Annotated in this window: 14 protein-coding genes and 1 pseudogene; 9 read left to right on the top strand and 6 right to left on the bottom strand. The window is 72.4% G+C overall.

Annotation, left to right across the window (positions count from 1 at the left end; all coding sequences use genetic code 11):
• Positions 1–50: 50 nt before the first annotated feature.
• From nhaA to ACIP5M_RS04140, 3 genes are all read right to left on the bottom strand, one after another.
• Positions 51–1478, bottom strand: coding sequence for a Na+/H+ antiporter NhaA (gene nhaA / locus ACIP5M_RS04130; protein ID WP_401191534.1), 1428 nt, complete (start codon positions 1476–1478; stop codon positions 51–53).
• Positions 1479–1699: 221 nt separating this feature from the next.
• Positions 1700–3697, bottom strand: a complete 1998-nt coding sequence (acs, locus tag ACIP5M_RS04135; RefSeq protein ID WP_401191536.1) for an acetate--CoA ligase — start codon at positions 3695–3697, stop codon at positions 1700–1702.
• A 167-nt stretch (positions 3698–3864) separates the two neighbouring features.
• Positions 3865–6222: a bifunctional SulP family inorganic anion transporter/carbonic anhydrase gene (locus tag ACIP5M_RS04140; protein WP_401191539.1), complete on the bottom strand. Its 2358-nt coding sequence runs from the start codon at positions 6220–6222 to the stop codon at positions 3865–3867.
• A 233-nt stretch (positions 6223–6455) separates the two neighbouring features.
• Between ACIP5M_RS04140 and ACIP5M_RS04145 the strand changes: the two genes are divergently transcribed.
• Entirely contained in the window at positions 6456–7757 is a 1302-nt protein-coding gene (locus ACIP5M_RS04145; RefSeq protein WP_401191542.1) for a hypothetical protein, read from the top strand.
• Here ACIP5M_RS04145 and ACIP5M_RS04150 read toward each other — a convergent pair.
• Positions 7711–8769, bottom strand: coding sequence for an ATP-binding protein (locus tag ACIP5M_RS04150; protein WP_401191544.1), 1059 nt, complete (start codon positions 8767–8769; stop codon positions 7711–7713). The two genes, ACIP5M_RS04145 and ACIP5M_RS04150, sit on opposite strands and share 47 nt — an antisense overlap.
• 108 nt (positions 8770–8877) lie before the next feature.
• Here ACIP5M_RS04150 and ACIP5M_RS04155 point away from each other — a divergent pair, with 108 nt between their 5' ends.
• Positions 8878–9699, top strand: a complete 822-nt coding sequence (locus ACIP5M_RS04155; protein WP_401191546.1) for an oxidoreductase — start codon at positions 8878–8880, stop codon at positions 9697–9699.
• 377 nt (positions 9700–10076) lie between these two features.
• Here ACIP5M_RS04155 and ACIP5M_RS04160 read toward each other — a convergent pair whose 3' ends face one another.
• Positions 10077–10988: an HAD family hydrolase gene (locus ACIP5M_RS04160; RefSeq protein WP_401191548.1), complete on the bottom strand. Its 912-nt coding sequence runs from the start codon at positions 10986–10988 to the stop codon at positions 10077–10079.
• Between the two features lie 491 nt (positions 10989–11479).
• On the opposite strand from ACIP5M_RS04160, the gene ssd reads away from it, so the two are divergent.
• The 7 genes and pseudogenes from ssd to ACIP5M_RS04195 all read left to right on the top strand — a co-directional run bounded on the left by ssd (position 11480) and on the right by ACIP5M_RS04195 (position 16644).
• Positions 11480–12607, top strand: coding sequence for a septum site-determining protein Ssd (gene ssd, locus ACIP5M_RS04165; RefSeq protein ID WP_401191550.1), 1128 nt, complete (start codon positions 11480–11482; stop codon positions 12605–12607).
• Positions 12604–13752, top strand: coding sequence for a TadA family conjugal transfer-associated ATPase (locus ACIP5M_RS04170; RefSeq protein ID WP_401191552.1), 1149 nt, complete (start codon positions 12604–12606; stop codon positions 13750–13752). Before ssd ends, ACIP5M_RS04170 begins: the two co-directional genes overlap by 4 nt.
• Positions 13753–13766: 14 nt before the next feature.
• Positions 13767–14633: pseudogene (locus ACIP5M_RS04175) on the top strand (type II secretion system F family protein).
• The gene (locus tag ACIP5M_RS04180) at positions 14633–15418 is read left to right on the top strand and encodes a type II secretion system F family protein (protein WP_401191886.1); all 786 of its coding nucleotides are present in this window, start codon (positions 14633–14635) and stop codon (positions 15416–15418) included. Before ACIP5M_RS04175 ends, ACIP5M_RS04180 begins: the two are co-directional and overlap by 1 nt.
• A 62-nt stretch (positions 15419–15480) precedes the next feature.
• Positions 15481–15678: a DUF4244 domain-containing protein gene (locus ACIP5M_RS04185; RefSeq protein ID WP_401191554.1), complete on the top strand. Its 198-nt coding sequence runs from the start codon at positions 15481–15483 to the stop codon at positions 15676–15678.
• A complete protein-coding gene (locus ACIP5M_RS04190; protein WP_401191557.1) occupies positions 15665–16081 on the top strand; it encodes a TadE family type IV pilus minor pilin in 417 nt (138 codons plus the stop codon). Before ACIP5M_RS04185 ends, ACIP5M_RS04190 begins: the two co-directional genes overlap by 14 nt.
• Positions 16078–16644 (top strand): Rv3654c family TadE-like protein, encoded by a 567-nt coding sequence (locus ACIP5M_RS04195; protein WP_401191560.1) that lies wholly within the window; start codon positions 16078–16080, stop codon positions 16642–16644. The genes ACIP5M_RS04190 and ACIP5M_RS04195 overlap by 4 nt, the downstream gene beginning before the upstream one ends.
• A 108-nt stretch (positions 16645–16752) precedes the next feature.
• Here ACIP5M_RS04195 and ACIP5M_RS04200 read toward each other — a convergent pair whose 3' ends face one another.
• Positions 16753–19233, bottom strand: a complete 2481-nt coding sequence (locus ACIP5M_RS04200) for a DEAD/DEAH box helicase (protein ID WP_401191563.1) — start codon at positions 19231–19233, stop codon at positions 16753–16755.
• Between the last annotated feature and the right edge of the window lie 79 nt (positions 19234–19312).

Genomic DNA, 19312 nt, shown 5'->3' on the forward strand with positions numbered 1-19312 from the left:
CTCTCCCTCTGTCGTCTGCTGCCGGCGGCTGTCCTCCGTCGTCAGTCAGATCATGCCGGACGGTTGCCCTCTGTGCGGGACCCGGGCGGCGCTTCGGCCGGGCCGGCGGCCGCGGCTTCGGCCTTGCGGCGGTGCTCCGCGGCCTTGTTCTCGTAGATCCTCGCCATCCGCAGGTGGTACTCGGGGTTGTGCTCCTCGTAGATGTCCGGGATGCCGTCCAGGTCCTCGTCGCGCTCCTCGGCTTCGGTGAGCGCCCTGTACCTGCGGTCGCGGAGCTTGAGCAGCACACAGGCGAGGACCGCGGCGATGAGCGAGCCGCTCAGGACGGCGGCTTTGACCTCGTCGGTGAGGACCGCGTCGCCGGCGAAGGCGAGTTCGCCGATCAGCAGGGAGACGGTGAAGCCGATGCCGGCGAGCGAGGCCACGGCGAAGACGTCGGGCCAGGCAAGGTCCTCGTTGAGTTCGGCCCTGGTGAAGCGCGCGGCCAGCCAGGTGCCGCCGAAGATGCCCACGGTCTTGCCGACGACCAGACCGAGCACGACCCCGAGGGTCTCCGGCCGGGTGAAGACCTGCCCGATCGCCTCGTCGGAGAGGGAGACCCCGGCGGAGAACAGGGCGAAGAGCGGAACGGCGAGACCGGCGGAGACGGGCCGGATCACGTGCTCGATGTGCTCGCCGGGGGAGTGGTGCTCGCCGTCCTTGCGGGTGCAGCGGAGCATCAGGCCCATGGCGACGCCGGCGATGGTGGCGTGGACGCCGCTGTTGTACATCAGGCCCCAGACGACCAGGGCGAGCGGGACGTAGACGTACCAGCCGCGGACGTTCCTGCGGAGCAGGAACCAGAAGAGGACCAGGCCCACGACCGCGCCGCCGAGCGCCAGGAAGTCGATCTCGTGGGTGAAGAACACCGCGATGATCAGGATGGCGAAGAGGTCGTCGACGACGGCGAGGGTCAGCAGGAAGGCGCGCAGGGCGGACGGCAGCGAGGTGCCGATGACCGCCAGGACCGCGAGCGCGAAGGCGATGTCGGTCGCCGTCGGGACCGCCCAGCCGTCCATCGAGCCGTTGCCGAGCGTGGTGACCAGGGCGTAGACCAGGGCCGGGACGGCCATGCCGCAGAGCGCGGCGATGACCGGGAGGGCGGCCGCCTTGGGTTCGCGCAGGTCACCCGCGACCAGCTCGCGCTTGAGCTCGATGCCGGCGACGAAGAAGAAGATCGCGAGGAGGCCGTCGGCGGCCCAGTGCTGGATCGACAGGTCCAGGCCCAGGGAGCCGGGGCCGATGTGGAAGTCCCGGACCGCGGTGTAGCTGTGGGTCAGGGCGGGCGTGTTGGCCCAGATCAGCGCGGCGACCGCGGCCACGAGCAGCAGGACGCCACCGACGGTCTCGGCGCGCAGGGCATCGGCGACGAAGCGGCGCTCTGGCAGCGAGAGCCGGCCGAGCAGCTTGCGGCTGGAGCTGGGGCTGGGCGTGGCCACGGTGGGGACCTCCGGGTGGTCGACGGCACGACAAACGCTGTTGCCGACCAGACTTCCCGGCGCACCCTGAACACGTGAGCACGTCACATTTGACGCTTCTTTTACTTTACAGGTCCGCCGGCCGTATCGGGTGATCTTCACCTTAAACGGGAGGAGGGTGTCCGGCGCGCTACGCGCCGGACACCCTCCTCCCCTCCCACGTGGCCCGGTCGGGCGGTCCGTCAGTCCTCGCTGGAAGCGGACGGCAGCTTGCTCTGGATCAGGTCCATGACCGAGGAATCGGCGAGCGTGGTCACGTCGCCGACCGCGCGGTTCTCCGCCACATCGCGCAGCAGACGGCGCATGATCTTGCCCGAGCGGGTCTTCGGCAGCTCCTGGACCGGCAGGATCCGCTTCGGCTTGGCGATCGGGCCGAGCGTGGCGCCGACGTGGTTGCGCAGCTCCGCGACCAGGCTCTCGGTCTCGGAGGCGGTGCCGCGCAGGATGACGAAGGCCACGATGGCCTGGCCGGTGGTCTCGTCGTTGGCGCCGACCACGGCCGCCTCGGCGACCGAGGGGTGCGAGACGAGCGCCGACTCGACCTCGGTGGTGGAGATGTTGTGGCCGGAGACCAGCATCACGTCGTCCACCCGGCCGAGCAGCCAGATGTCTCCGTCGTCGTCCTTCTTGGCGCCGTCGCCCGCGAAGTACTTGCCCTCGAAGCGCGACCAGTAGGTGTCGATGAAACGCTGGTCGTCACCCCAGATGGTGCGCAGCATCGACGGCCACGGCTCGGTCAGGACCAGATAGCCGCCTCCGCCGTCGGGGACCTCGTTCGCCTCGTCGTCCACGACGGTGGCGGAGATCCCGGGCAGGGCGCGCTGCGCCGAGCCCGGCTTGGTGTGCGTGACGCCCGGGAGCGGGGAGATCATCATCGCGCCGGTCTCGGTCTGCCACCAGGTGTCCACGATCGGGCAGCGGTCGCCGCCGATGTGCTTGCGGTACCAGATCCAGGCCTCGGGGTTGATCGGCTCGCCGACCGAGCCCAGGACGCGCAGGCTCGACAGGTCGAACTTCGCGGGGATGTCGTCGCCCCACTTCATGAACGTACGGATGGCCGTCGGTGCCGTGTAGAGGATGCTGACGCCGTACTTCTGCACGATTTCCCAGAAGCGTCCCTGGTGCGGGGTGTCCGGCGTGCCCTCGTACATCACCTGGGTGGCGCCGTTGGCGAGCGGCCCGTAGACGATGTACGAGTGCCCGGTCACCCAGCCGATGTCGGCGGTGCACCAGTAGACGTCGGTCTCCGGCTTCAGGTCGAAGACCGCGTGGTGGGTGTACGCGACCTGCGTGAGGTAGCCGCCCGAGGTGTGCAGGATGCCCTTCGGCTTACCCGTGGTCCCCGAGGTGTAGAGGATGAAGAGCGGGTGCTCGGCGTCGAAGGCCTGCGGGGTGTGCGAGGTGGACTGGCGGCCGACGACCTCGTGCCACCAGACGTCGCGGCCTTCGGTGAAGGCGGTGTCCTGGCCGGTGCGCCGTACGACGAGCACGTTCTTGACCTGCGGACACTTGCCCACGGCCTCGTCGATGGCGGGCTTGAGCGCGGTGGGCTTGCCGCGGCGGTAGCCGCCGTCGGCGGTGATGACCAGCTTGGCGTCGGCGTCCTGGATGCGGGAGGCGACGGCGTCGGCGGAGAAGCCGCCGAAGACCACGGAGTGCGCGGCGCCGACGCGGGCGCACGCGAGCATCGCGACGACCGCCTCGGGGATCATCGGCAGGTACACGGCGACGCGGTCGCCGGGCTGGACGCCCAGCTCGGTCAGGGCGTTGGCGGCCCTGGAGACCTCGTCCTTGAGCTCGGCGTAGGTGATCGCGCGGCTGTCGCCGGGCTCGCCCTCGAAGTGGAGGGCGACGCGGTCGCCGTTGCCGGCTTCGACGTGCCGGTCCACGCAGTTGTAGGCCACGTTCAGCTTGCCGTCCGCGAACCACTTGGCGAAGGGCGGGTTCGTCCAGTCGAGCGTCTCGGTCGGCTCGGTGGCCCAGGTCAGCCGCCGGGCCTGCTCGGCCCAGAAGCCCAGCCGGTCCGCGTCGGCCTGTGTGTACGCAGCCTCTGTCACGTTGGCGGCGGCGGCCAGATCGGCGGGCGGTGCGAACCGCCGCTCCTCCTTGAGCAGATTGGCCAGGCTCTCATTGCTCACGACATCTCCCTTTCCCAGGGTGTCCGTTGTGTCCCCGGGCATAGCTCATCAGTCAGCGGCCCAGGTGACAAGGGGTAGCCGAGAATTGGTTTAGACCTATAGCACGCCTGGGTCCGGGCGTGAAAGGCCCCCTCCCGCTGCAGGGTGCGGGAAGGGGCCAAAACGATTGCACGGATGCGGGCCGCCATCGGTTCAGGCGCGCTGTGGTTTCAGGCGTTCTGTCCGACCGCTCCGCCGGTGCCGACGGTGTCGAAGACCCGGCAGTCGAAGAAGTCCTCGCCCTCGGAGAGCAGGTACGCCTGGGCCTCGCCCACGTGGAAGTACATCCCGTGCAGCTCCAGCGTGCCCTCGGCGAGCCGTCTGGCCACCGATTCGTGGGCGCGCAGGTGCTCCAGCTGCTGCACCACGTTGGTCAGGCACAGCTGCTCCACGGCGTCCGCCGGGAGCCGGCCCGAGATGCGGGCCCAGGCGTGGTGCCGGCTGGCCATCCGCTCCAGGCTGGGCAGGCCGTGGCGCAGCCAGCGCTTCAGCGGGGTGACGGGGGTTCCGGGCGTGGAGTTGAGCAGAGCCTGCATGGCGCCGCAGCCGGAGTGGCCGCACACCGTGATGCTGTCCACCTTCAGCACGTCCACCGCGTACTCGATGGCGGCTGCGACCGAGTCGTCGCCGGATTCGGCGCCGGGCAGGGGGACCAGGTTTCCGACGTTGCGGACGGTGAACAGGTCGCCCGGTCCACTGGCGGTGATCATGCTGGTCACCAGGCGGGAGTCGGCGCAGGTGAGGAAGAGCTGGGAGGGCCGCTGCCCTTCGCGGGCCAGCCGGGCCAGCTCGTCCCGTACGTGCGGCGCGGTATCGCGCTGGAAGGCGCTGATCCCGCTGGCCAGCTGGCCCGCCCCCCGGCGGCGCGGCGCCGGTGCCTCCGCCCCGGAGTCCGGAACCGCGGCCGAGCCCGGGCCCTTGAGACCTGCGGCGCTGCCGGAGTCCCCGGCGGCGGACCGGTGGTCGCAGTGGTTCTTCCACGGGGTCCACGGGCGGCAGCAGTGGTGGTCGGCCCGCTCGGCTCCGCTCCCGTCGAGGCGCTGCTGCCAGGGCTGCGACCGGTCGGCGGAGCGGCCGATGACCTCCAGTGCGCCGCCGTGCGCCAAGTGGGAGTCCTGCCAGTCCTGGAGCGTCTCGTACGCCGCGTGGTCCATGAACGAGCCGTCCAGCTCGACGACCACGCGCGCGTCGGGCGGAATGTGGTTGAGCACCCGGCTCAGCCGGGGGACCGCGAGGAAGGTCAACTGGCCGCGGGCCCGCACCCGGTGGACGCCGTCCCGCTCCTCCACGGTGATCCGGGTGCGGGTGAGCCGGTGCAGCGCGACCGCCACGGCGACCGCGATCCCGATGGCCACTCCTTCCAGCACGCCGCCGAACACCACTCCTGCGATCGTCGTCGCGTAGACCAGGATCTCGCGGTGCCGGGTGACGGTACGCAGGTGCGTCGCGCTCACCATCTGCACCCCGACCGCCATCACCAGCGCGGCCAGCGCGGCCAGCGGGACCAGGTCGAGGACGGGGGTGAGCAGCGCCGCCGCGAGCAGGATCCACAGCCCGTGCAGCATGACCGAACGGCGGCTGACGGCCCCGGCCTTGACGTTTGCCGAGCTGCGCACGGCGCCACCGGCGATGGGCAGACCGCCCAGCGCCCCCGAGAGGACGTTCGCCACGCCCTGGCCGCGCAGTTCCCTGTCCAGGTCGGCGCGGGGCGGCCGGTTGCCCGTACGCCGCTGGGAGACGATCAGCTTGTCGGTCGCCACCGCGGAGAGCAGCGACTCCACGCTGCCGACCAGGGTGACGGTCAGGACGGCGGCGATGATGCCGAGGACCGGGCCCTGGGGCAGTTCGGGCAGGGCGTGGCTGCGCCAGGACGGCAGGTCCACGCGGGGCAGCGTGAGCCCCGCCAGCGCTGCGGCGGCGGTGGCTGTCGCCACGGCGGCGAGAGCGGCGGGGGCCTTGCGCAGGGCGCGGCCGACCCGTCCGGGCAGCCGTGGCCAGACGAGCAGGACGGCCAGTGTCAGCGCGCTGACGCCGAGCGCCGCCGGGTGCAGATCGGCCAACTGGGCGGGCAGTCCCAGGACATTGGCCACGGCCGAGCTCTGCGGGGTGCCGCCGAGCACGATGTGCAGCTGGGACAGGGCGATCGTCACGCCGACGCCGGCGAGCATGCCGTGCACGATGGCCGGGCTGACCACCAGCGCCGACCGGGCGGTGCGCAGCGCGGCCAGCCCGACCTGGCAGCAGCCGGCGAGCACGGTGATGGCGCAGGTGGTGCGCCACCCGTAGTGCTGGATCAACTCGGCGGTGACGACGGTGAGTCCGGTGGCCGGCCCGCTGACCTGGAGGGGTGCGCCGCCGAGCCGTGCGGCGACGAGCCCGCCGATCACCGCGGCGACCAGTCCCGCCTGCAGCGGTGCGCCGGTGGCCAGGGCGATGCCGAGCGAGAGCGGCAGCGCGATCAGGAAGACGGCGATGGAGGCGGAGAGGTCGGCGGAGAGGTCCGTGGGGGTGGGGGAAGTGGCTGTCATAGGTCCCGTCTCCTCGGGGAGGGGTGAAGCGGCGGGAGTCTCAACACTCGGTAAATGGATGGTAATGGAGAGTAAAGAGGAGTGGTGGGGAATGGGGGCAAATGGCCTAGGAATTAGCACTCAGAGGTGATTAATCATTTTGTCCGGCTTGTCACCTCTCCCTCAAAGCTGACCGCGTGGGACGTTGCGGCGCGGAAGCCCTGAAACGGAACTGCGAGGGAGAGGTGGGGCGGATGATCGCCGCCACGAAGAAGATCGCCGGCGGCGTGGTCGCCACGGCGCTGGTCCTGGGCGTCGCCGGGTGCAGCTCCTCGGAGCCCGCCAAGTCCCCGGCGTCCGGGTCCAAGAAGGGCGCCAACGCCCCCGAAGCCCCCGGCAGCGTCAACCGGCCCATCGGCGACGGTTCGACCGCGTACACCGGCAGTCAGCCCCACGTGCAGAAGGCGCAGAAACTGAAGCCCGGCGAGAAGCCGCCGCAGTTCGTCGTGTTCTCGTGGGACGGGGCCGGCGAGGACAGCCAGAAGCTCTTCTCCCACTTCCGCGAGGTCGGCAAGCAGTACAACGCCCGCATGACGTACTTCCTCAGCGGCGTGTACCTGCTCCCCGAGGAGAAGAGCTCCCTCTACACCGCCCCGCAGCACTCACCCGGCCGTTCCGACATCGGCTTCGGCGACCTGCAGGGCATCAAGGACACCGCCACCCAGGTGCGCGCGGCCTGGCTGGAGGGCAACGAGATCGGCACCCACTTCAACGGTCACTTCTGTGGTCCCGACGGAGGCGTCGGCACCTGGTCGGTCGAGGAGTGGAAGAGCGAGATCAACCAGGCCAAGTCCTTCGTCAAGAGCTGGAAGACGAACGCGGGCCTGAAGGACATGGCGCCGCTCCCCTTCGACTACGACAAGGAGCTGATCGGGGCCCGCACGCCGTGCCTGGAGGGCCAGAAGAACTTCATGCTGGCGGCGAAGGACATGGGCTTCCGCTACGACTCCAGCGGCATCAGCAAGCAGATCTGGCCCAAGAAGACGGATGGGCTGTGGGACCTGCCGCTGCAGCTGGTGCCGATGCCGGGCCGGGCCTTCGACACCCTGAGCATGGACTACAACTACATGGTCAACCAGTCGGGGACGACCTCGCAGGGCGACCCCTCGCAGCACCAGTACTGGGGCGACCAGATGCGCGACGGCCTGCAGCAGGCCTTCGACCGCGCCTACGAGGGCAACCGCGCACCGCTGATCATCGGCAACCACTTCGAGTCCTGGAACGGCGGCACCTACATGCGCGCCGTCGAGGAGTCCATCAAGAACATGTGCACTCGCAAGGAGGTCCGCTGCGTCCCCTTCCGCGAGCTGGCCGACTGGCTGGACGCCCAGGACCCGAAGACCCTGGAGTGGTTGCGCACCCTCGGCGTCGGCGAGGCGCCGAAGCAGGGCTGGGGGAAGTTCCTGACCGCGGGGCCGCCGCCCGCACCGCCGGCGGCCCCCGCCGAGGTCAAGCCGGCTGAGGAGCCGTCCGATGAGGGTGCGGACGAGGACTGACGAGCGCCTCGACCCCCTCCGGGGTCTCGGCCCCTTCGTGGGTCTCGGCCCCTTCACGCAGGACGAAGTCGGGGTCGACCTGCTCCGCCAGGTCGACCCCGGTCTTCGCGTTGCCCCAGCTCTCCGCGTTCTTGAGGTGGAACCGCACCATCTGGTCGGTGTACCGCTCCCAGTCGCGGTGCGCGTACGAGTCGTCGGCCGCGTCCTGGAGGGACTGGAGGGCGAACCGGTTGGTCGCCTCCAGCAGCTCGAAGGCGGCCGCACGGCCCTTTTCCATCGCGCGCACCCAGTCGGAGTGACCGAAGGTGACCAGCAGGTCCTCGCCCACCTCGTCCTGGAGGAATTCGATGTCCTCCGGCCCCTGCACCTTGTTCCCGATGACCTTGAGCGAGATCCCGAAGTCCCGGGCGTACTCCTTGTACTGGCGGTAGACGGAGACGCCCTTGCGGGTCGGCTCGGCGACGAGGAAGGTCATGTCGAAGCGGGTGAACATGCCGGAGGCGAAGGAGTCCGATCCGGCGGTCATGTCGACGACCACGTACTCGTCGGGGCCGTCGACGAGGTGGTTGAGGCAGAGTTCGACCGCCCCCACCTTGGAGTGGTAGCAGGCTACGCCCAGATCGGCCTCGGTGAACGGCCCGGTGGCCATGAGCCGTACGGGCTGCCCGTCGAGCATGAGGGTGCGCGCGCAGGCCGCGTACACCGGGTTGTCCTCGCAGACGCGTAGCAGGCGGGAGCCGCGGCCGGGCGGGGTGGTCTTGATCATCGTGTCGGCGGACACGATGCGCGGGTTGGACCCCCGCAGGTACTCCTTGATCAGGGGCAGGTGCGCGCCCAGGGCGGGAAGCTCGGCGGCCTCGCGCTCGTCGAGTCCGAGCGCGGCGCCCAGGTGCTGGTTGATGTCTGCGTCCACCGCGATGACGGGGGCTTCATTGGCGGCGAGGTGGCGGATGAAGAGGGAGGACAGCGTCGTCTTGCCGCTGCCGCCCTTTCCCACGAAAGCGATCTTCATGTTCACCAAGCGTAGTGGACTGATCGCATGCAGTTGTCAAGGTGAGTGAAGAAGACCACTCCAAGGAGGGGTCGGTGCCAAGGGTGTGCAGGCCTAAGCTCGCTACTTATGAGTAGCGCTTCTGACCCGTTGGCCGCCCTGGGCGGGCTGCCGGGTGTCGCCGAGTCCGTCGATTCCGTACGCAAGGCCGTGGACCGGGTCTACGGGCACCGGGTCATGCGCCGCCGCAGTGGCGAGATCACCTCGGAGGCAGCGCTGCGCGGCGCCCGCGCGAGCGCGGCGCTGTCCGGTGCGGACTGGGCGCTGGAGGAGGTGCGGCGCCGGACCGACTTCGGGTCGGAGCCGGAAGCGCTGACGGTGGGCGCCGCGCTCCGGCTGACGGCGGAGGCCGGTCAGCTGCTGAGCATCTGGCGCCAGTCGCCGCTGCGGGTCCTGGCGCGGCTGCACCTGGTGGCCTCGGGGTCGGCGGTGGCCGGGGACGTGGTGGGCCGGCCCCGTCTGGCGGGCGAGGCGGTGGACGAACCGCTGGTGGAGCTGCCGCTGCCGAGTGCGGAGGAGGTCGCCGGGCGGCTGGACGGGCTCTCCCGAGTGATCATCGCGGGCGGCTCCGCCCCGGCGCTGATCACGGCGGCCGTGGTGCACGGGGAACTGCTGGCCCTGCGGCCCTTCGCCACCTACAACGGCCTGGTCGCGCGGGCGGCCGAGCGCATCGTCCTGATCAACAGTGGCCTCGACCCGAAGGCGATCTGCCCGGCGGAGGTCGGTCACGCCGAGCAGGGCCGCGAGGCGTATCTCGCGGCCTTCGAGGGCTACGTCTCCGGTACCGCGGAGGGGATGGCCGCGTGGATCGCCCACTGCGGGCGGGCGATCGAGCTCGGCGTCCGAGAGTCGACGGCCGTCTGCGAGGCGCTGCAGCGCGGCGCGGCCTGAGGCTTCCCCAGCGGCCCCTGAATGTGCCCCACACGGGTTGCGGCGACACCGACTTGCTTTGGTGTCGCCGCTGGCATTTACGCCCAGTTACCAAGCGTCCTCGATAGTTGCCCATCAGGTCGGGGACTTTGCCCGTCACCTGGTGCGGCTGGCCCGTAATCGACGGGTCGACGTCGCGTGGGTGCCAAGCGTTCATGCTTCGGTCCGTGGGCCTTACTGCGTTTTAAAGATGATCCTCTCGGATGTTCTTTGGTCTCGCGGGCCGTTGCTTTATTTGTACTCCGATGAGGAGCTATGCGAAACCCCTGGCTCCACTTTTTACTTTCCCGGACGAGATCGGGCGAATCGGACGGTCGATATCGGCCCAGGTCAGGACATCAGGCTGAAGTGGCGGTCGCGGCGCCCGCGGCGGTCGCGGCCGCAGCGGCGGCGGCCAAGGCCCCGGCCCGGCGCCGGCTCGCGTACCAGACCAGACCCGCTGTGGCCGCGGCCGCGCCGACGGCCGCCGCCGCGACCAGCGCGGGCCGCGCGGGCATGGACCATCCGGGCAGCCGCTGCTTCAGCCGCACCGGGCGGTTGAATACGAGCACCGGCCACTCGCGCGCCACGGCCTCGCGCCGCAGAGCCCGGTCGGGGTTGACGGCGTGGGGGTGTCCGACCGCCTCCAGCATGGGGATGTCGGTGGCCGAGTCGCTGTAGGCGTAGCACCGGGCGAGGTCGTACCCCTCGGACTCGGCGAGCCCGCGGACGGCCTCCGCCTTCGTGGGTCCGTAGGCGTAGTACTCGATCTCCCCGGTGAAACAGCCGTCCTCGCCGACGACCATGCGCGTGGCGACGACGCGGTCCGCGCCGAGCATCTCCCCGATCGGCTCGACCACCTCAGCGCCGGAGGTCGACACGATCACCACGTCCCGGCCGGCCGTGTGGTGGGCCTCGATGAGGGACGCGGCCTCGTCGTAGATGATCGGGTCGATCAGGTCGTGGAGGGCTTCCGCGACGATCTCCCGCACCTGCTGCACGTTCCATCCCTTGCAGAGGGCGGAAAGGTACTCGCGCATCCGTTCCATCTGATCGTGGTCGGCGCCGCCGGCCAGGAAGATGAACTGTGTGTACGCGGTCCGCAGCACGGCGCGCCGGTTGATCAGGCCGCCCTGGTAGAAGGACTTGCTGAACGTCAGGGTGCTCGACTTCGCAATGACCGTCTTGTCCAGGTCGAAGAAGGCTGCGGTGCGGGGCGAGGAGTGCGGCAAGGGCTGATTTTCCACGCCCCGAGCATATGCGCCCACCATTCGGCGTAAGGTGTGGCGCGTGGGTTTGCCTGAGAAGCCTCTCGGGTACACCATGGAAGTCACGGATCGTTCGCGACCGTGCTAACCCGGTCTGGCTCCTCCCCCCCCCGAGTCGGACCGTGGGGACGACCCCCGCTCTCCCCCCCGGCGGGGGTCGTCGCATGTCCGGACGCGGTTCGCGTCCCCGCCTTCGGCCCCAAGTGACCATCCGTCCGGCCCTCCTCCCGTGTAGGGGGCCCGCGTGGCGAAGGCCCTCACCCCGTCAGACTCGTAACGGTGCGTAGTGGTTCCGCCGCGCTCCGGAACTCACCTGAGTGGGTGACCGGGTTATTCACAATCGACTCGGTGTCCACAGTTTTCGAGCAAGATCCACTTCTTTTTCCTGATCGCTGCACCGTGATTCCAGCCGCGAAGTCCGCGGTGCTGGATTTCGCAGTGAGAAGGGGGCGGAGATCGTGGTCCGATCGAAGTCGTGTGAAACACCCGGGTCTGTGGCGGGCGGGGCCGCGGTGGGCGGGGCGGCGCCCGTGGCCGGGCGGCCGCTGATCATCACCGAGGATCCCCTGCTGCTCGACGACCTGCTGCGGCTGTGCGCCGCGGCGGGGGCCGAGCCGCATGTGCACCACGCGGTGCCGGAGCGCGGTGGAGCGAGTGGCGGAGGCGTCGGCAGCGTGGGGTGGGAGTCCGCGCCGCTGGTGCTGGTCGGCCACGACGCCGCCCGGCGGGTGCGCGGGGCGCCGCGCAGAGACGGGGTGTTCCTCGTCGGCCGGGACCCGGACGACCCCCTCGTATGGCAGCGGGCCGTGGAGATCGGCGCTGAGGAGGTGCTCATGCTGCCCGACGCCGAGAGCCGGCTCGTGGACCGCATCGCCGATGTGGTGGAAGGAGCCGGCCGGCCCGCCCTCACGGTCGGAGTGATCGGGGGCAGCGGCGGAGCGGGCGCGTCCACCCTCGCCTGCGCACTCGCCCTCCGGGCCGCTCGCGCCGGGGAACGGACCATCCTCATCGACGGGGACCCGCTCGGGGGCGGGATGGACGTCCTGCTCGGCGGCGAGGCCGCGGAAGGACTGCGCTGGCCCGACTTCGCCGCCTCGCGCGGACGGGTCGGAGCCGGAGCGCTGGAGGAGTCCCTGCCCGAACTGCATGCCCTGCGGGTCCTCAGCTGGGACCGCGGGGACCGCGTGGTGGTGCCGCCGGACGCGATGCGTTCGGTGCTTGCCGCCGCGCGCCGCCGCGGCGGGGTCGTGGTGGTCGACCTCCCGCGACGGGTGGACGAAGCCGTGGCCGAAGTGCTGGCCCAGCTCGACCTGGTGCTGATGGTGGTACCGGGCGAGCTCCGGGCGGTGGCCGCCGCGGGCCGGGTGGCGGCCGGGGTGCGCATGGTGGCCCGGGACGTCCGCGTCGTCGTACGGGGCCGCTGCCCGGGCGGTCTCGATGCCGAGGCCGTGGCCGGCCTGCTGGGGGCGCCGCTGGCCGGCGAGGTGCCGGTCGAGGTGGGGCTCCCCGGGCGGGTGGCCGAGGGGGAACCACCGGGGGCGCAGGCGCGGGGCGCCCTGGCCCGGTTCTGCGACGGCTTCTGGCAGCGGGCGCTCGGCTCCGCCCAGAGGGTGCCGGCATGAGCGCGGTCCTCCTCGACGCGGTGCGCCGGCGGCTCGCCGAGACCGGGGCGGAGCCGACCCCGGCGCGGGTGGCGGCCGCCCTGCGGGCCCAGGGTCGGCTGCTGGGTGATGCGGAAGTGCTGGGTGTGGCCGCCGAGTTGCGGTCCGAGCTGGTCGGCGCGGGCCCGTTGGAGGCGCTGCTCGCCGACCCCGAGGTCACCGATGTGCTCGTGGCGGCCCCCGACCGGGTGTGGGTGGACCGGGGTGGCGGGCTGGAGCTGACGGGGGTGACCTTCGCCGACGGCGATGCCGTCCGCCGGCTCGCCCAGCGGCTGGCCGCCGTCGCGGGCCGCCGACTGGACGACGCCCGGCCCTGGGTGGACGCCCGGATGCCGGACGGCACCCGGCTGCATGCCGTGCTGCCCCCCGTGTCGGTCGGTTCGGCCTGCCTCTCGCTGCGGGTGGTGCGGCCGCGGGCTTTCACGCTGGAGGAGCTGGTCGCGGCGGGGACACTGCCGCCCGGCGGACACCGGCTGCTGCGCGAGATGATCGAGGCCCGGCTGTCCTTCCTCGTCTCCGGCGGGACCGGAACCGGCAAGACCACCCTGCTCAGCGCCCTGTTGGGGCTGGTCGGCCCCGGCGAGCGGATCGTGCTCGCCGAGGATTCCGCCGAACTGCGCCCGGACCATCCGCACGTGGTGCGGCTGGAGACGCGACCGGCCAACCAGGAGGGTGCGGGCCTGGTCACCCTGGCGGACCTGGTCCGGCAGGCCCTGCGGATGAGGCCCGACCGGCTGGTGGTCGGTGAGGTCCGGGGCCCCGAGGTGGCCGACCTGCTCGCGGCTCTGAATACGGGCCATGAAGGAGGCTGCGGCACGGTCCATGCCAATGCCGCAGCCCATGTCCCGGCCCGGCTGGAGGCGCTGGGGACGGCCGCCGGGCTCGACCGGGCCGCCCTGCACAGCCAGCTGGCCGCAGCGCTGACCCTGGTCGTCCACCTGGTCCGGGACCGGGAGGGGCGCCGACGGGTGGCCGAGGTGCATGTGCTGGAGCGGGACGCCGCCGGGCTGGTGGTCACCGTTCCGGCGCTGCGCTGGTCCGCGCGCGGCTTCGTACGGGAGCGCGGCTGGGAGCGGCTGCGTCCGCTGCTGCGGGGTGCCCGGTGAGCGCCGGGGCAGCGCTGCCGGTACCGGTGTTCGTCGGCGTGCTGTGCGCGGGAGCCGCCGCCTGGGTGCTGGCCTGCGGAGACCGGGTCTCCCGGCGGGCGCGGGTGCTGGCGGCCGGGGGCGGTCCGGTGGTTCCGGGCGGGCCGGTGCTCCTGGAGCGGCTGGTGGCCTCCGTACGGCTGCGGGCGGCGCGGTGGCGGGAGTGGGTGTGCCTCGGTGCCGGACTGGTGGTCGCGGTGCTGGGCGGGTCGGTGATCCCGCTCCTTGCCGGGGCGGCCGCGGTGCCGCTGGTGCGGCGCTAGTTGCGGAGCCGGACGCGGGAGCGGGCCCGGACGGCGCGGGCCGCCGGGGTGGTGGCCCTGTGCGGGGCGGTGGTGGGGGAGCTGAGGTCGGGCGCCCAGCCCGGTCAGGCGCTGACCGCGGCGATACGGCGCATTGCCGTGGGTCCCGGCGGCCCGGGTCCGGCGGAGGCGGGGGTGCTGGCCGCCGCGGCGTTCGCCGGGGACGTGCCCGCGGCGCTGCGCCAGGCGGGGCGCGAACCCGGCGCGGAGGGACTGGCCGGGATGGCCGCCTGCTGGCGGGTGTCGGTGGACGGTGGGGCGGGCCTGGCCGCCGGCCTGGACCGGCTGGAGGGCGCCCTGCGGGCCGAGCGGGACCGTGAGGAGTCGCTGAGGGCCCAGCTCGCCGGGGCGCGGTCCACGGCGGTGGTGCTCGCCCTGCTGCCCCTGGTGGGCTTGTTGATCGGTACCGGCCTCGGGGCGGATCCGCTGCGGGTGCTGCTGCACACCCCGATGGGGTGGGGGTGCCTGCTCGTGGGCGGGTTGCTGGAGGCACTGGGATTGCTGTGGTGTCGGCGGATCGTACGGACGGGGGCGCGGTGATGGGCGGCTTCGGGGGCTTCGGTGTCCACAGGCTGGGGATGGCGCTGTGCCTGGCGGTGGCGGCGCTGTGCGCGGGGTCGGCGGTCATGGCGCGGGTGCGGTCGCGGGCGGCCCGGCGCAGGTGCGCGGTCCTGCTGGGGGTGAGACCGGGCCCGCAGGGCCCGGCGCCGGGTATCCGGGTGCGCGGCGCGGTGGAGGCGTGGGCGGCGCCGGTCGGGGCGCTGCTGGCGGGCTGGCTGCTCGTCGGGGGAGTGGCCGGTGTGGCCGTCGGGGGACTGGCCGCGTTCGGGGTGCGGCGACTGCGGTCACGGGCACGGTTGCCGGCCGGGGTGGACCCCAAGGAGGCGGGGCGTCAGTTGCCGTTCGCCGCGGATCTGTTGGCGGCCTGCCTTGCGGCGGGAGCGGGCCCGGTGGAGGCCGCCGAGGTGGTGGGGGAGTCGCTGGGCGGCCCGGTGGGCGAACGGCTGGCCCGGGCCGGTGCGGAGCTGCGGCTCGGCGGTGAACCGGGGGCCGCGTGGGGGAGGTTGGCGGAGATACCGGGTGCCCGGGAGCTCGCGGAATGCCTGGAACGGGCTGCCCGGACGGGGGCTCCCGCGGCGGAACCGGTCTCCCGGCTCGCGTCAGCCCTCCGGGAGGACCGGACCCGGCAGGCGGGCGCCAGGGCGCAGCGGGCGTCGGTCCTCGTGACCGCTCCGGTGGGGCTCTGCTTTCTCCCCGCATTTCTCGCGATCGGGGTGGCTCCGGTGGTGATCGGTATGGCATCCGGTCTCCTCTCCCACACCTGAAGCCACATCAACAACTCACATAACCCACTCAGATCACCAATGGAAATCAACAGGAGGTTGTCATGAGGATCATCTGGTTTCGGGTACGGGCTGCACTGCGGGCCCGCGGGAGCGATAGCGGGATGTCGACCTCGGAATACGCCATGGGCACGATCGCTGCCTGTGCATTCGCGGCCGTTCTGTACAAGGTGGTCACGAGCGAAGTGGTCGCGACGGCCCTTCAGTCGACCATCGGGAAGGCGCTCGATGTGCCGTTCTGAGGAAAAGGCGGCCGGGCGGAGCCGGGGAATCGGGCACCGGGGAGACCGGGGAGACCGCGGAGACCGGGGATATGTGACGGCGGAGGCAGCCCTGGTGATTCCGGCGCTGGTGTTGTTCGCGGCCCTGCTCGTCTGGGCGCTGATGGCGGCGGCAGCGCAGATCCAGTGTGTGGACGCGGCCCGGGCCGGCGCCCGGGCGGCCTCCCGGTCTGAGCCCGCGGAGGTCGCGGTGGCTGCTGCCCGGGCGGCCGCTCCTTCGGGGGCGGAGGTGGAGGTCGAGCGGGCCGGGGACCTGTGGCGGGTCCGGGTTGCGGCCCCCGCACCGGGCCCCGGCGGGTTGCCCGTACGGCTCGGGGCACAGGCCGTGGCCCTGGCGGAGGACAGCGTGGGGCCGCCGCCGTGAGCCGGGACCGGGGATCGGCCACGGTGTGGGCCGCACTGGTGGCCACCGTGCTGGGGGCGGTGTTCGGCGGTGTGCTGCTGCTCGGGCAGGCCGTCGTGGCCCGGCACCGGGCGGCGGCCGCCGCCGACCTGGCGGCCCTCGCGGCGGCGGCCAGCTGGGCCCACGGCCCGGACGCCGCCTGCGGCACGGCCCGGCGGGTGGCCCGGGCGCAGGGCGCCGCGCTGGCAGCGTGCCGGGTGTCCGGCGAGGTCGCCGAGGTCACGGCCGAACCGGCGACGGGCCCGTTCACCCCCGCGATCCGGGCCCGCGCGGGCCCGCCCGCAGAGGTGCCGGGCCCACAGGCCCCGCCATCAGGGGCGGGCTTGTCCGTAGAGCTGCCGGGTTCGCAGGCCCCGCCACCAGGGGCGGGCCAGCCCGGAGAGGTGCCGGGTTCGCAGGCCCCGCCACCAGGGGCGGGCTTGTCCGTAGAGCTGCCGGGTTCGCATGCTCCGCGGCCAGGCGCGGTCCTGTCCGCAGAGATGCCGGACCCACAGGCCCGGCCACCTGGCGTGGGCGAGCGGTGAAGGTGCCGGCCACGGGTGCGGCCACTTGGCGGATCCCCGGATCCCCGGATCCCCGGATCCCCGGGTCTGGGCGCGCGGCGACCGGCAGGACTCGGCGGGTCTGCGAGGTCAGGGGTGTGGGGGAGCGGGTTGGTCAGGGGGTGGGGGTTCGGAGAGGAGGCGGGTGAGGAGGCGGATGGCGCCGCGTTTGTGGAGGGGGTCGTTGCCGTTGCCGCACTTGGGGGACTGGATGCAGGAGGGGCAGCCGGCCTCGCACTCGCAGGACGCGATCGCGTCGCGGGTCGCCGTCAGCCAGGCGCGGGCGGTGTGGAAGGCCCGCTCGGCGAAGCCGGCGCCGCCCGGGTGGCCGTCGTAGACGAAGACCGTGGGGAGGAGGGTGTCGGGATGCAGCGGCACTGAGACGCCGCCGATGTCCCAGCGGTCGCAGGTGGCGAAGAGCGGGAGCAGGCCGATGGAGGCGTGCTCGGCGGCGTGCAGGGCGCCGCCGAGGATCTCCGGGTTGATCCGGGCCTCGTCGAGCTGGTCCTCGGTGACCGTCCACCAGACGGCCCTGGTGCGCAGGGTCCGGGGCGGCAGGTCCAGCTTGGCCTCGCCCATGACCTCGCCGGTGATCAGCTTGCGGCGCAGATAGGAGACGACCTGGTTGGTGACCTCGACCGAGCCGTAACAGAGCCGGGCCGCCCCCCAGGGGATCTCCGTGTCGGTTTCGAGGATGGAGATGGAGGTGGTGTCGCGGGCGGTGGTGGAGAAGGGCGGGTTCGCCTCCTCCACGAGGGCCACCGAGTCCTCCAGGTCCAGGTGCTTCACGAGGTACGTGCGGCCCTGGTGCAGGTGGACGGCCCCGTCGTGGACGGCGGTGTGGGCGGCGGATTCGTCGACCGTGCCCAGCAGCCGGCCGGTCGACGCCTCGACGATCTGGACCGGGCGGCCGCCGCCGCCCCGGATGTCGGTCAGGTCCGAGGCCCGCTCCCGGCGGGTCCAGTGCCAGGCCGTCGCGCGGCGGCGCAGCAGCTTCGCCGCTTCGAGCTGGGGGAGGAGGTCGTGGGTGGCCGGGCCGAAGAGTTCCAGGTCGGCGTCGGTCAGGGGCAGCTCGGCCGCCGCCGCGCAGAGGTGGGGGGCGAGGACGTACGGGTTGTCGGGGTCCAGGACCGTGGCCTCCACCGGCCGGCGGAACAGCGCCTCCGGGTGGTGGACGAGGTAGGTGTCCAGGGGGTCGTCACGGGCGACCAGAACGGCCAGGGCGCCCTGGCCCGCCCGCCCGGCGCGGCCCGCCTGCTGCCACAGGGAGGCCCGGGTGCCCGGGTAGCCGGTGATCAGGACGGCGTCCAGGCCCGCGACGTCCACGCCCAGCTCCAGGGCCGTCGTGGCGGCCAGGCCCAGCAGCTCGCCGGAGTGCAGGGCCCGCTCCAGGGCCCGGCGCTCCTCGGGCAGGTAGCCGCCCCGGTAGGCGGCGACCCGCCGGGCCAGCGAGCGGTCCACCTCGGTGAGCCGTTCCTGGGCGATCACGGAGATCAGCTCCGCGCCGCGCCGGGAGCGGACGAAGGCGACCGTACGGACGCCCTGGACGACCAGGTCTGTCAGCAGGTCGGCGGTCTCGGCCGTGGCCGTGCGGCGTACCGGCGCGCCCCTTTCGCCCCGCAGGTCCGTGAGGAGCGGCGGCTCCCAGAGGGCGAAGACCACCTCGCCGCGCGGCGAGGCGTCGTCGGTGATCTCGATGACGGGGACGCCGGTCAGCCGGGAGGCGGCCGCCGCCGGGTCGCTGGCGGTGGCGGAGGCCAGCAGGAAGACCGGATCGGAGCCGTAGCGGGCGCACAGCCGCCGCAGCCGGCGCAGTACCTGGGCCACGTGGGAGCCGAATACCCCCCGGTAGGTGTGGCACTCGTCGATCACCACGTAGCGCAGGGCCCGCAGGTAGGAGGCCCATCGCGGGTGGGCCGGGAGGATGCCGCGGTGCAGCATGTCGGGGTTGGTGAGGACGTAGTTGGCGTACTGGCGCACCCATTCGCGTTCCTCCACCGGCGTGTCGCCGTCGTAGACGGCGGGGCGGACCGCGTTGCCGAGGGGAGCGGCCAGTTCCCGTACGGCGCGCCGCTGATCGGCCACCAGGGCCTTGGTCGGGGCCAGGTAGAGGGCGGTGGCACCCCGCCCGTTCGGGGCCTCGGCGCCGTCCGCCAGCGCCGAGAGCACGGGCGCGAGGTAGGCCAGCGACTTGCCGGAGGCGGTGCCGGTGGCCACGACCACGGACTCGCCGTCCAGGGCGTGCTCGGCGGCCGCGGCCTGGTGTTCCCACGGATGGCCGATCCCGGCGGCCTCAATGGCGGCTACGACATCCGTTCGGATGCGGTCGGGCCAGACTGCATGACGGCCCTCCCGAGGGGGCAAGTGCTCCGTATGAGTGATGCGCGCAGCTCGAGAAGGCCCCCGTGACAGGCGGTGCAGGACCGTGCCGGGGGTGGGTCGAGGGTCCGCGGGTGGCGTGGGCCGACCGGGGCGGTGAGTATGGGCCATTGGAACCGAGTGTGTCACCGGCGTGCGGGACAATGGTCCGAAGGCGTCGTGCGCGCCTGCCGGTAAGTGATTGAATGCCATCGCGGCAGCCAATCCCTCACCTACCTTCGGGTGGGGAGGCCCCTGGGGGGCGCCGCTCGATAGCAAGGTGCTGGAGGAT

This window comes from Streptomyces sp. NPDC088762 (genome assembly GCF_044750905.1).
In the GTDB taxonomy this organism is placed as follows: Bacteria; Actinomycetota; Actinomycetes; order Streptomycetales; family Streptomycetaceae; genus Streptomyces.